8 protein-coding genes are annotated in these 12,372 nt (G+C 70.9%); 4 read left to right on the top strand and 4 right to left on the bottom strand.

What is annotated here, in order from left to right:
* Nucleotides 1–15: 15 nt before the first annotated feature.
* Complete coding sequence (locus VT50_RS27500; protein ID WP_046087256.1) at nucleotides 16–1,674, top strand: flavin monoamine oxidase family protein; 1,659 nt, start codon at nucleotides 16–18, stop codon at nucleotides 1,672–1,674.
* Nucleotides 1,675–1,737: 63 nt separating this feature from the next.
* Here VT50_RS27500 and VT50_RS27495 read toward each other — a convergent pair whose 3' ends face one another.
* Nucleotides 1,738–3,147, bottom strand: a complete 1,410-nt coding sequence (locus tag VT50_RS27495; RefSeq protein ID WP_046087255.1) for a class I adenylate-forming enzyme family protein — start codon at nucleotides 3,145–3,147, stop codon at nucleotides 1,738–1,740.
* Between the two features lie 57 nt (nucleotides 3,148–3,204).
* On the bottom strand, nucleotides 3,205–3,861 hold the full coding sequence (locus tag VT50_RS27490) for a thioesterase II family protein (RefSeq protein WP_046087254.1): 657 nt from the start codon (nucleotides 3,859–3,861) through the stop codon (nucleotides 3,205–3,207).
* Between the two features lie 325 nt (nucleotides 3,862–4,186).
* Here VT50_RS27490 and VT50_RS27485 point away from each other — a divergent pair, with 325 nt between their 5' ends.
* The 3 genes from VT50_RS27485 to VT50_RS27475 are packed head-to-tail and all read left to right on the top strand — an operon-like array spanning nucleotide 4,187 to nucleotide 7,819.
* Nucleotides 4,187–5,215 (top strand): ABC transporter ATP-binding protein, encoded by a 1,029-nt coding sequence (locus VT50_RS27485; RefSeq protein WP_078840781.1) that lies wholly within the window; start codon nucleotides 4,187–4,189, stop codon nucleotides 5,213–5,215.
* Nucleotides 5,212–6,828 (top strand): ABC transporter permease, encoded by a 1,617-nt coding sequence (locus VT50_RS40630; protein ID WP_240529332.1) that lies wholly within the window; start codon nucleotides 5,212–5,214, stop codon nucleotides 6,826–6,828. Before VT50_RS27485 ends, VT50_RS40630 begins: the two co-directional genes overlap by 4 nt.
* Before the next feature lie 40 nt (nucleotides 6,829–6,868).
* On the top strand, nucleotides 6,869–7,819 hold the full coding sequence (locus VT50_RS27475; protein ID WP_046087253.1) for an ACP S-malonyltransferase: 951 nt from the start codon (nucleotides 6,869–6,871) through the stop codon (nucleotides 7,817–7,819).
* Between the two features lie 11 nt (nucleotides 7,820–7,830).
* On the opposite strand, the gene VT50_RS27470 is transcribed toward VT50_RS27475, so the two are convergent.
* A complete protein-coding gene (locus tag VT50_RS27470) occupies nucleotides 7,831–8,673 on the bottom strand; it encodes an SAM-dependent methyltransferase (RefSeq protein WP_046087269.1) in 843 nt (280 codons plus the stop codon).
* Between the two features lie 117 nt (nucleotides 8,674–8,790).
* A partial coding sequence (locus VT50_RS27465) for a type I polyketide synthase (RefSeq protein ID WP_143645281.1) occupies nucleotides 8,791–12,372 on the bottom strand: 3,582 nt, incomplete at its 5' end.

Below are 12,372 nucleotides of genomic sequence, written 5' to 3'. Positions count from 1 at the left end.
AACGAGGTTGATGCCATGACGTGCGCCACCGCGTCCGCCACGACGATGCTCGTGCCGGATTTCCCCTTTTCCTACGACAGATGGCTGTCCCATCCGGCAGGTCTGGGCGCCCTGCCCGCAGCGATGCACGGGACCGAAGTCGCCGTCATCGGCGGCGGGATGTCGGGTCTTACCGCGGCCTATGAGCTTCTACGACTAGGGCTTTCCCCAGTTCTTTATGAGGCGGAGCAACTGGGCGGCCGGATGCGTTCCACGCCCTTCCCCGGTAATCCGGAATACAAGGCGGAGATGGGTGCCATGCGCTTTCCCGTCGCCGCCCGGTCGCTGTTCCACTACATCGATTTGCTGGGGCTGTCCACTCGTCCTTTCCCTAATCCCTTGGCACCGGCCACCGCGAGCACGCTGATCGATCTGAACGGCGGTCAGGACCGGGCGCGCACCGCCGGTGAGCTACCGGAGGTGTACCAGGAGGTCGCCGACGCCTGGGACAAGGCGCTCCAGGAGCGGGCCGACCTGGCCACGCTGCGGGACGCCATCCAGCGGCGGGACGTCAGCACGCTGAAGACCGTATGGAACTCGCTGGTCAGGGAGTTCGACGACCAGTCCTTCTACGGCTTCCTCGCCACCTCCTCCACCTTCCAGTCGTTCCGCCACCGGGAGATCTTCGGCCAGGTGGGCTTCGGCACCGGCGGCTGGGACACCGACTTCCCCAACTCGGTGCTGGAGATCCTGCGCGTCGTGGTCACCGAGGCCGACGACAACCAGGTCGGCATAGTCGGCGGCTCCTCCCAGGTGCCCAACGGGCTGTGGGAGCACCGGCCCGATGGGCTCGCCCACTGGCCGCGGGGCACCTCGCTGGCCTCGCTGCACGACGGCCGGCCCCGGCCCGCGGTCACCCGGCTGCGGCGGACCGCCGACGGCATCCGGGTGACGGACGAGAGCGGCGCGGAGCGCACGTTCCCCGCGGTGGTCTACAGCCCGCATGTGTGGACGCTGCTGAACCGGGTCGACTGCGATCCGACGCTGCTGTCCACCCCGCGGTGGACCGCTGTGGAGCGCACCCACTACATGGGCGCGTCCAAGCTGTTCGTCCTGGTCGACCGGCCGTTCTGGCGGGACACCGACCCGGCGACCGGCCAGGACGCGATGAGCATGACGCTCACCGACCGGATGCCGCGCGGGGTCTACCTGTTCGACGACGGGCCCGGCCAGCCCGGGGTGATGTGCCTGTCGTACACCTGGAACGACGACTCGCTGAAGGTCGCCACGCTCTCGGCCGAGGAGCGGCTGGAGACGCTGCTGGCCAAGCTGGCCGTGATCTATCCGGACGTGGACATCCGGTCGCACATCATCGCGGGGCCGCTGACCGTCACCTGGGAGACCGAGCCCCGCTTCATGGGCGCCTTCAAGAACAATCTGCCCGGCCACTACCGCTATCAGCGGCGGCTGTTCACCCAGTTCATGCAGGACGGGATGGATCCGGGGCAGCAGGGCTTCTTCCTGTGCGGGGACGATGTCTCCTGGACGGCCGGGTTCGCCGAGGGCGCGGTGACCACGGCGCTGAACGCGGTGTGGGGCGTGCTGCGCCACCTCGGCGGCACCACCCACCCGGACAACCCCGGCCCCGGTGACCTCTTCGACACCTTCGCGCCGCTGGAGCTTCCGTACGACTGACGCCTGCGGGGTCACGCAGGACGGGGGAGCCGGCGGCTCCCCCGTCCTGTGTCACGTCATGTCTCAGCCCCGGGCGAGCTCTTCGAGGCGGCGCTTGTCCGGCTTGCCGTTGCGGTTGAGCGGGAAGTTCTCCAGCACCTCGACCCGGTTGGGCTGTTCGTAGACCGGGAGCACCTGGCAAAGCCGCTCCCGCCAGTGCTTGGCGTCCCGCAGCTCCTCGTCCTCCACGAAGAAGACCAGCTGCTCGTCACCGGCGCGGCGCTCGTCGGGGAGCGGCACGATCCGGGTGGAGATCCCGGCGAGCGCCGCCTTACGCTCGATCAGCTCGGGGTAGAGCGTGTAGCCGGAGCGGTGCACCGCGAACTTCCGCCCCAGGACGAAGAGGTTGTCCCGTCCGTCGAGGTAGCCGAGGTCGCCGGTGGACTGCCAGCCGGTGGGCACGGCGTCGATGGTGCCGTCCTCGGCGAGGTGGCCCTCGAGCGCGTCCGGGGTGTCGACCTCGATCTCACCGGCCTGGCCGGGGGCGGCCGGGTGGCCGTCCTCGCCGATGACCCGCAGCTTGATGCCGTCCATGGCCCGGCCGCAGGAGACCGGGTTCTCCAGGGTGGCGAAGGCGATGTTGCCCAGCTCGGTGCTGCCGTAGCTGTCCAGCAGCGGCAGTCCGAATTCGGCCACATAGCGCTCGGAGAGCGCGCCGTCCAACGGCGCGGCGCCCGAGCAGAACATCCGGACGCCCGCCAACTGGGCCCGCAGCGACGGCTTGCGGCCGACCAGGTTGAGCATGGTGCGGTAGCTGGACGGGGTGGCGTCGATCACCGTGGCGCCGGTCCGTCCGGCCATCTGGACGGCCCGGTCCAGGCGCTTGTACGGGGCGATCACCAGGGAACAGCGGGTGAGCCAGGCGATGAGCACCATGGACAGCCCGTACTGGTGGGCGAAGGGCAGCAGCGGCAGCAGCACATCGTCCGGCCGGTGCCCGACCTGGGCGGCGTTGCGCTCCAGGTTGATGAGGAACTTACGGCCGGACTTGACGGCGCCCTTGGGCTCGCCGGTGGAGCCCGAGGTCCACATGATCAGGCCGTCGCGCCGGTCGGCCCAGGCGTCGAAGGACAGCTCCCGCTGGCTGAGCGGGCGCCCGGCGGCCGGGGCGATCAGCTCGTAGAGGTTCACCGTACGGATGTCGTCGTGGATCGGGGCGTCGTCGTCCACCAGGGCGATCGCGGCGCCGGTGCGCCCCGCTATCCGCCGGGTCTCGTCCGGGTGCTCCTGCTGGTCGACCAGGACGATGGAGGCGCCCACGTGCATGAGCGCGAACAGCACGCTCACATAGGCGGCGGAGTTGCCCGCCTTGAAGATGACGCGGTCGCCGTGGGTCACCCCGTGCTCGCGGATCACATCGGCGACGCGCAGCGCGTCCAGCTCGAAGTCGGCCAGGGTCTGCACCGAGTCGAGCGCGTAGATCTTCGCGGTCATCGAACGTACTCTTTTCCTTTTCGCTCAGGAGTACGGGCAGCCCTGGGCGGGTCCCCCCTAGGCTCCCTGGTCTTCGGCGCCGGCCTCCCACTCGGCGTCGACGGGGACTTGGGAGAGCAGCTGGTCGTGCACCAGGTTGACGACCTCTCTCCGGCTCGAGTCGAGGTAGTAGCGGGAACCGGGAAACACCTCGAGGTCGAATCGTCCGCTGGTCCGCCGCCGCCAGGCCCGTACGCCGCGCAGCGGGGTCTTGGGATCGCCCTCACCGGCGAGGGCGACGATCCGGCAGCCGAGCGCCGGGGGCCCCAGGGTCATGCCCCAGTGCGCGGTCCGGCCGGAGACGAACAGGGTCAGCAGCGGGGTCCCGGTCTCCCGCTCCAGGCGCTCGGCGACGCGGTAGGCGAGGTCGGCGCCGGCCCGGTGGCCGAAGAAGGCCAGCGGGCGGTCCATCCACTCCCCCAGCGCACCGAAGATCCGGTCCGCGAGGTCGGCGGAGTCGGTCAGCGGCTCATCGTCCTCGAGCCCGGCGTAGAGGGGGTACTGGATCGCCAACACCTCCACCGTGGGCAGCAGGAGCTCGGACAGTGAGAGGTAGTACGCGGTGGAGTGGGCGGATTCCGGGAAACAGATCAGCCGGAAACTGCTTGGAGTTTCCGTTTGCAATATCCGAATAAGGCCCACATCATCGGGCTTGATCTGGCTCAAGGAGTACATCCCCGCGATTGCACTGAGGGGCCGGGCATGAGTGCACGGTGGGGCGCGTCGACCACGCTCGTCCGAGATGCTGACTCCGTGAGGCTATGAGCCCTTCTCCGGGGCCACAACCCCTAGTAACCGCTATTCGTGGTACGCGCTATATGCGGGTACCACGCCCGTCCCGACGTGGCGCTGGACACAGGCGGGCGCCCCCTAAGGCCCCCTCACCCGTGCCACTACCCCCTAATCTGGGGGCAGTTAGGGGCCAGGAGTCAAGCCGTCGTGTTAAACATGTGCAAAGTAATGGTCTCCTCAAGCCAATTAAATCGGTGCGACGACAGCGATGAACACAACACGTCCTATTGATTTCGCCGTCGTTGTCGACGGCTTGATCAAGAAGTACCCCGGCCGGCCCGTTCCGGCTGTCGACAATCTCAGCTTCACCGTCAGGCACGGTGAGGTCTTCGGCTTCCTCGGGCCCAACGGAGCGGGTAAGACGACCACCATCGGTATCCTGACCACCCGGGTCGCTCCGAGCGGCGGACGCGCCTTCGTGCAGGGCGTCGACGTGGTGGCCAGGCCGGCGGTGGCTCGGCAGTCCTTCGCCGTCGTGCCGCAGCGCAACAATCTGGACCGGTCGCTGACGATCCGCCAGAACCTGACCTTCCACGCCGGTTACCACGGTCTTCCGCGCTCGGAGCGCAATCGCCTCGCGGACGAGAGCCTGGACTGGGTCGGCCTCTCCGACCACGCCAAGGCCCGGGCGGACCAGGTCTCCGGCGGTCAGGCCCAGCGCGTGATGATCGCGCGGGCCCTGATGCACCGCCCCCGGGTGCTGTTCCTGGACGAGCCCGCCACCGGACTCGACCCGCAGTCCCAGATCTTCGTCCGCGACCGGGTCGCGGAACTGAAGACCCGTGGCGTCACGGTGGTGATCACCACCCACGACATGGAGGAGGCGTCCAAGCTCTGTGACCGGATCGGCATCGTCGACCACGGCAAGCTGCTCGCCCTGGACACCCCCGAGGCGCTGACCAGCCGGATGAGCAACACCGCGCTGACCGTCTCGGTGCGCCCGCCGTACTCCGGCATGAACGGCGTGGTCCACACGGTGCAGAACCTCGGGGTCGCCGAGCGGGTCGAGGTGCTGCAGGCCGAGGACGAGATGGCCGCCCTGATGCAGGGCGGGACCGGGGCCGTCGACGACGGCACCTTCCGGATGAAGGTCTACAGCAACGCGCCGTCCTCCGTGCTTCTGCCCACGGTCATCAAGGCCCTGACCGACACCGAGTGCGAAATCAAGGACCTGAATGTGAGCAAGGCGAGCCTGGAAGACGTCTTTGTCGACCTGACGGGGAAGGAGATGCGATGAGCTCCTCCTCACGACCCACGTCATCGACGGACGGGACCCCCGGCGGCGAGTCGGCCGAGGAGAGGCCCGCGACGGGCGGGGCAGCGAAACCCCCGCACCAGCACCAGGGCGGTGGCCAGGGCTCCAGCGGCCGGGGCTCCGCCGGTCAGGGGCCCGCGGGGCATGGATCCGCGGGTCAGGGATCCGCGGGTCAGGGATCCGCGGGTCAGGGATCCGCGGGTCAGGGCCCCGCCGCCCGGGGCGGTGAGCGGTCCCCCGCCGAACGCGGGCCCGCCGACGCCAGGCCGGACGGTTCCGGGGCCGCCGATCCGCGGGGCGCCGACACCGCGTCCGCCGAGGACGACGGCTTCGAGGACACCCGGACCGTGCTCGTACGGTCCAAGCCGTCCGCCCCGCGCTCCGGTTCCGCGCCCCAACGCCCCGGTTCGGCGACCCCGCGTCCGGGCGGCGAGGTTCCGCGCCCCGGTCCCGAGGCCTCGCACCCGGGCGCCGAGGCCCGGAAGGCCGCCCCGAACGCGCCGGTCAAGCACGAGACCAGGCCGCACGACCCACGGCACCACGACTCCAGGCCGCAGGAGCACCGGCACCACGACGCCGGGGGCATGGCCGCCCCGCACGGCAGCGGGGACATCGGGGACACCCTGACCCTGGTCATCAAGCCCATACCGGCCCCGTCGGCCTCCCAGGCCGCGCAGGACGCCAAGGCCGCGCTGAACGCCATCATCGCGGCGGCCGACGCCCGTTCGCCCCTCGTGGAGCCCGAGCCACAGCCCGAGGTCGAGCTCGAGCTGCCCGACGCCAAGCGCCGCGGCGGACGTCACCGGCGCCGCGCCAACCGGTGGCGGACGTTCTTCTTCATCCTGTGGCGCGACATCTTCGTCACCGGCCGCGAGATGGGCCCCTTCCTGGGCCAGGTCATCGTGGAACCGTTCTTCATGCTGTTCGTCTTCGGCAAGGTGCTCGGCGAGATCGGCTTCACCCAGCCCGGCTTCCAACAGGTGCTGCTGCCCGGTGTGGTGGCGCTCAACAGCTTCCTGGTCGCCCTGCAGAACACCGCGCTGCCGCTGGCCATCGACTTCTCCTGGACCAAGGAGATCGAGGACCGATTGCTCGCGCCCATCCCGGTGGGCCTGGTGGCGGTGGAGAAGGCGGTCTTCGGCGCGATGCGCGGTCTGATCGGCTCGCTGGTCATGATCCCGATCGGTCTGGCGCTGCTGGACGACGTCTCCTGGCCGCTCGCCAAGATGCCGGAGACGCTGGGCATCCTCAGCCTCGGCGGACTCGTCGGCGGCTGCGTCGGCCTCACCCTGGGCACCCTGGCGCCCGCGCGTCACATCTCCATCGTCTTCGCCATGACGCTCACCCCGATCATGTTCACCGGGGCCACGCAGTTCCCGTGGCGGAGCCTGGACGGCGTCCGCTGGTTCCAGGTCCTGTGCACCTTCAACCCGCTGACCTACATCACCGAGGCGATGCGCGGACTGCTGCTGACCCCCGGGCCCAAGACGCCGGAGTCGATCCCGCTGTGGATCTGCTTCTCCGCCATCGGAGCGGCCATCGTGATCTACGGATTCATCGGCATCCGGGGCTTCAACCGCCGGGCGCAGGACTGAGCCACAGCAGGACTTGAGAGTAAGGCACGGGCACCACACCATGACGGCATCCGAGCAGACGCAGACGACGTCGCAGACGGCCATCGTTTTCCCGGGCATGGGACCCTCCGGCTTCTCCGAAGTGGGCAGGTTCCTCACGCTCGACCCGTTCGCCCGGAAGCGGCTCGCCGAGGCCGACGAGGCGCTGGGCTACTCGGTCTTCGACCGGCTCCGCGACTCCGAGGACGACTACTCCGAAGCCACCCAGATCGCCTTCCTGGTGAACTCGATGGCCTCGGCGGACCGGGCCGAGCAGGAGCACGGACTGGTCCCCGACCTGTGCGTGGGCCCCAGCTTCGGGCAGAAGGCGGCCACGGCCTACGTCAGCTCGCTGCCGTTCCCCGAGGTGGTGCGGCTCACCGCGGAGCTGGCCCGGTGTGAGCACGCGTACTTCGCCGAGGAGTACCAGGACGCGGTCACCCACACCTTCGTCCGCACTCCGCAGGAGAAGCTGACGGAGATCCTGAGCGAGCTCGGTGAGCGCGGTGAGTGGTACGACTACTCCGGCTATCTCGACGACGGCTTCTTCATGGTGTCGCTGCGCGAGCCGGAGCTGGAGTGGTTCAAGAAGGCGATCAGCCAGGCCGGTGGCTACTCCATGTACTCCATGTACCCGGCGGTGCACGCGCCCGCGTTCGCGGAGCTGCGCCGTCGGGCCGCGGAGGAGATCCTGCCCCGGTACGACATCCTCGACCCGAAGCTGCCCGTGGTCACCGACCAGGACGGCACCGTCGTGACCACGGCCGACGGGCTGCGCACGATGCTGCTGGACACCTTCGATCTGCCGATCCACTGGCCGAAGGTGGTGGACACCCTGAAGGGCGCCGGGGTGTCGAAGATGTACATCACCGGGCCGGACAACCTCTTCCACCGGCTGGACCGCACGAAGTCCAACTTCGAGGTGGTGACGGTGGGTCCGGGCAAGCGGTCGCGGCCCCCGCGCAAGCGCTGACGGAGCGCGTTTCAGGGTTTGTAGGCGATGCCGCCGTACATGGCGATGTCCTGGTCGGCGATGGCGGCGATCTCGGCGGGGTCGCGGCGCCACTTGTGCATCTGGACCACGCCGGGTTCTTCGAGTTCAAGCCCGTCGAAGAAGCGTTCGGCCTCGGCCTTCGTCCGCCACACCAGCGGCTCACCGTGATCGGCGTACTGCTGCGCGACCTCGGTAAGGATCTCGGGTGCGAACTCGTCGGTGGCCACCGTCAGGGCGACCCAACTGCCGGAGGGAAGGACATCGACGAGCTGCCTGACGACACGGTAGGCCTCGTCGGCGTCGAGGATGAAGTGGACCACGGAGATGATGGTCAGCGCGATGGGCTGGGTGAGGTCGAGCGTATCGACCAGCTCTGGTGAGTTGATGATGCGCTCGGGGTCCCGCATGTCCGCGTCGAGGTAGCTGATCTTACCGTCCGGGCTGCCTTGCATCAGTGCGCGGGCGTGGGCGAGGACGATGGGGTCGTTGTCGACGTAGACGATGCGTGAGGCGGGGGCGACCGCCTGGACCGTTTCATGGAGGTTGGGGGAGGTGGGGAGGCCGGTACCGATGTCGAGGAACTGCCGTATGCCCTTTTCGGCGGCCAGATACCGTGCGGATCGGTGCATAAAAGCGCGTCCTTCACGCATGTGAACGCGCAGGGCGGGCCAGATCTGCAGGGAGGCATCGCCGACCTCGCGGTCGACGACGTAGTTGTCCTTGCCGCCGAGGATGTAGTCGTAGACCCGGGCTCCGTGAGCCTTGTGGGTTTGCAGGCGGTCCGCGATACCGCTGCTCAGTGGGTCCCACTGCTGACTGAATCCGTTCCCCATCTCGGCCACGGCGTTTCCTCCCACGTCACCCAGGCTCCATCAACTCTTTTCAACATCCTAGTACTTGAACCGCGTCCCTCCATTTGCCCCCGGTTCGTGGTCCCGGGCCCGCGACCGTCAGGCCGACAGCCAGCCTTCCACGGCTCGTGCCGTTGTTCCGGCGTGCTCTTCCATCATCGTGAAGTGGTTTCCCGGTACGTCGAGCGCGGTGTGCGGGAGCTGCCAGTACGCGCGCCAGTCGCCGTCGCGGGACCAGTCGAAGAGGCGGTCGCCCGCGCGGACCAGCAGGGTGGGGGTCTTGACCTCCTTGGGGCGCCACTCGCCGAACAGCCGGAAGTACGCGCCCATGGCGAGCAGCCGGGTGTCGTCCACCGGTACCTGGGCCGCGCTCCGTTCGTCCATTCCGGCGCTCAGGCCGGGCTGGAGGGCGACGGCCGCGTCCCGGTCGTGGGAGTAGATGTCGAGCAGGACGACCGCGTCCGGGAAGACCCCGGTGCTCTCCAGCCTCGCGGCCACCTCATGGGCGAGCAGCCCGCCCGAGGAGTGGCCCAGCAGGACGAACGGCGCGCCGTCGGTCTCCCCCAGGACCGCCTCGGCCTGTGCCTCGATCACCGCCTCCGGGTTGGCCGGAAGCCGCTCCCCGGCGACGAAACCGGGGTTGCCCAGCGCCCAGACGTTCCGGTGGCCACGGAATCCGGCGGCGAACCGGGCGTACTGGTGGGGGCCGCCGATCGACAGGATCGAGGAGAAGCACACCAGCCCGGGGCCGGTCTCGCCGCGCGAGAGCCGTACCAGCGCGGGTGCCCGGTCCAGCTCGGCGGGGCTGGCGAACGAGGGCCGGAAGCGCGAGAGGTCCATCAGCAGGCGGGTGAACTCCTCCTGCTGACCGGACCGTCCGGCCTCCCGCAGCATCGCGCCGAACACCGCCGACGGCTCCGCGCCCGCCGCCCCGTCCCGCGCCGCGTCCGACACCGCACCGCCCTCGGCGGCCACCGCACCGGCCAGCTGCGCGAGCAGCTGCCGGGCGACCAGTTCGGGCGTCGGATGGTCGAACAGCAGCGTCGGGGGCAGCCGCAGTCCGCTCGCGGCGCCCAGCCGGTTGCGCAGCTCCACGGCGGTCAGCGAGTCGAAGCCCTGCTCCAGGAAGCCCCGCGCGGCCCCCACCGCCTCCGGGTCCGCGAAGCCGAGGACCGCGGCGGCCTGGCCGAGTACCAGGTCCAGCACGGCCTTCTCGCGCTCCGGCTCGGCCAGCCCGGCCAGCCGCCGCGCCAGCGAGGGGCCGGTGTCGGCCGCCCCCGCGGAGACGGTACGGCGCCGGGCCGGGGCCCGGACGAGACCGCGGAAGACGGCGGGCAGCGCACCCTCGGCGGCCTGCTCGCGCAGCGGCGCGACGTCCAGGTGCAGCGGTACGAGCACCGCCTCGCCGGCCACCGAGCCCGCCGTGTCGAACAGCTCCAGACCGTCCCGCGAGGTCAGCGGCGCCATCCCGGAGCGCTCCATGCGGGCCACATCCGCGTCCGCCATGCCGCCGGTCATCGCGCTGCGCTGCTCCCACAGGCCCCAGGCCAGCGAGAGCGCGGGCAGCCCGGCGGAGCGGCGGTGCGCGGCAAGGGCGTCAAGGAAGGTGTTGGCCGCCGCGTAGTTGGCCTGGCCCGGCGCGCCGAAGGTACCGGCGGCGGACGAGAACAGCACGAACGCCCTCAGGCCCAGATCGGCCGTCAGCTCGTGCAGATTGAGCGCCGCGTCCACCTTCGGCCGGAAGACCGTATCGATACGCTCCGGGGTGAGCGCGGGCAGCAGCCCGTCGTCCAGCACCCCCGCGGTGTGGATGACGGCGGCGAGCGGATGCTCCGGGTCCACCTCGGCCAGCAGCAGCGACAGCGCGGAGCGGTCGGCCACATCGCAGGCCGCGACGCTCACCTCGGCGCCCAGCGCGGTCAGTTCGTCGACCAGCTCGGGCATCCCCTGGGCGCGCTGCCCGCGGCGGCTGTTGAGCAGCAGATGCCGCACACCCCGCTCGGCCACCAGATGGCGGGCGAGCTGTCCGCCGAGGACACCGGTGGCTCCGGTGATCAGGACCGTGCCGTCCGGGTCGAACTCCGGCAGCCCCTGCGGAGTCTGGTCCTCCCCCTGGGTGGCGACCCGGGCCAGCCGGGGCGCGTGGAGGGCGCCCGCGCGGACGGCGAGCTGCGGCTCACCTCCGGCCGCCGCCGCCATGAGCGCGCCGGCCGGGGCCCCCTCGCCGTCCAGGTCGAGCAGCAGGAAGCGGTCCGGGTTCTCGGTCTGGGCGGTACGGATCAGCCCCCATACGGGCGCGTGCGGCAGGTCGGCCACCGCCGCGTCCGGGGAGGTGGCGACCGCCCCGCGGGTGACGAACGCCAGCCGCGCCCCGGCAAGGCCCTCCTCCGCGAGCCACGACTGGGCGGTGTCCAGCGCTTCGTGGGCGGCCAGCCGTGCGTCCTCCGCCACATGGCCGTCACCGGTGGGGCCGGTGAGCGGGAGCAGCACGACATCCGGCCGGGGGCTGCCCGAGGCCACCACGGCCGCGAGCCCGCTCAGATCGGGGAAGACGGCGCACTCGGCGCCGATGGACTCCAGCGCGTCGACCAGCCCGAAGGCGTCCCTGCCGGTCGCGGCGGCCTGCTCGCCGACCACGGCCCAGCGGACGGCCGCCGGGGCCGCCGAGGGCGAGGGCACCGGCGCCCACTCCAGCCGGAACAGCGAGTCGTGGTAGGTCAGCTGGGCCGCGCGCAGCTGCTCCGGGGCGATCCGCCGCAGCACCAGGGAGTCCACCGACGCGACCGCGCCGCCGTTCTCGTCCGCGACGGTCAGCGCCACCGCCTCCGGCCCGGCCGGGGCGATCCGTACGCGCAGCGCCGTGGCACCCGCCGCGTGGAGGGTGACCCCGCTCCAGGAGAACGGCAGCCGGATCCCCTCGGCCCCGGCGCCCAGGAAGTCGCCGAGCGCGACCCCGTGCAGCGCGGCGTCAAGCAGCGCCGGATGCAGTCCGAACAGCGCGGCGTCGCGGTGCTGCCGCTGGTCCAGGCGCAGTTCGGCGAAGACCTCCGCACCGCGCCGCCAGGCGGCCGTCAGGCCCTGGAACGCCGGGCCGTAGCCGAAGCCGCCCGCCGCGAACCGCTCGTAGAGACCGTCCACCTCGAGGGCGGCGGCCTCCGCGGGCGGCCATGCGGACAGGTCCGCCCCGCTGTCGGCGGCGTCGCCGGGGGCCAGCACACCGCTGGCGTGGCGGCTCCAGGACCCGTCCGGGGCGTCGCCCCGGTCCGCGTCCGGCTCCGGGCGGGAGTAGACCTCCAGCGCCCGGCGGCCACTCGCATCGGGCGCGCCCACGGTCAACCGCAGCTGGATCCCGCCCCGGGCGGGCAGGATCAGCGGCGCCTCCAGGGTCAGCTCGTCCAGCAGATCGCAGCCGACCTGGTCACCGGCGCGGACCGCCAGCTCCACGAAGGCCGTTCCCGGCAGCAGTACGGTGCCGGACACGGCGTGGTCGGCGAGCCAGGGGTGGGTCTGCAGGGAGAGCCGCCCGGTGAGCAGGAAGCCGTCGGAGTCGGGGAGTTCGACGGCGGCGCCCAGCAGCGGATGCCCGGCGGCGCCGAGACCGGCGGAGGCGACGTCGCCCACCGAGAGCGGCACGTCGATCCAGTAGCGCTGGTGCTGGAAGGCGTACGTGGGCAGCTCGAC

The sequence above is a fragment of the Streptomyces antioxidans genome (assembly GCF_000968685.2).
GTDB lineage: Bacteria > Actinomycetota > Actinomycetes > Streptomycetales > Streptomycetaceae > Streptomyces > Streptomyces antioxidans.
This window is presented reverse-complemented; position numbering and strand designations above follow the sequence as displayed.

What these genes read in the sequence shown, in the direction of transcription:
- VT50_RS40630 (WP_240529332.1), top strand. Translation starts at nt 5,212, where the DNA reads ATGAGCTCCTCCTCACGACCCACGTCATCGACGGACGGGACCCCCGGC.
- VT50_RS27470 (WP_046087269.1), bottom strand. Translation starts at nt 8,673, where the DNA reads ATGGGGAACGGATTCAGTCAGCAGTGGGACCCACTGAGCAGCGGTATC.
- VT50_RS27485 (WP_078840781.1), top strand. Translation starts at nt 4,187, where the DNA reads ATGAACACAACACGTCCTATTGATTTCGCCGTCGTTGTCGACGGCTTG.
- VT50_RS27500 (WP_046087256.1), top strand. Translation starts at nt 16, where the DNA reads ATGACGTGCGCCACCGCGTCCGCCACGACGATGCTCGTGCCGGATTTC.
- VT50_RS27475 (WP_046087253.1), top strand. Translation starts at nt 6,869, where the DNA reads ATGACGGCATCCGAGCAGACGCAGACGACGTCGCAGACGGCCATCGTT.
- VT50_RS27495 (WP_046087255.1), bottom strand. Translation starts at nt 3,147, where the DNA reads ATGACCGCGAAGATCTACGCGCTCGACTCGGTGCAGACCCTGGCCGAC.
- VT50_RS27490 (WP_046087254.1), bottom strand. Translation starts at nt 3,861, where the DNA reads ATGTACTCCTTGAGCCAGATCAAGCCCGATGATGTGGGCCTTATTCGG.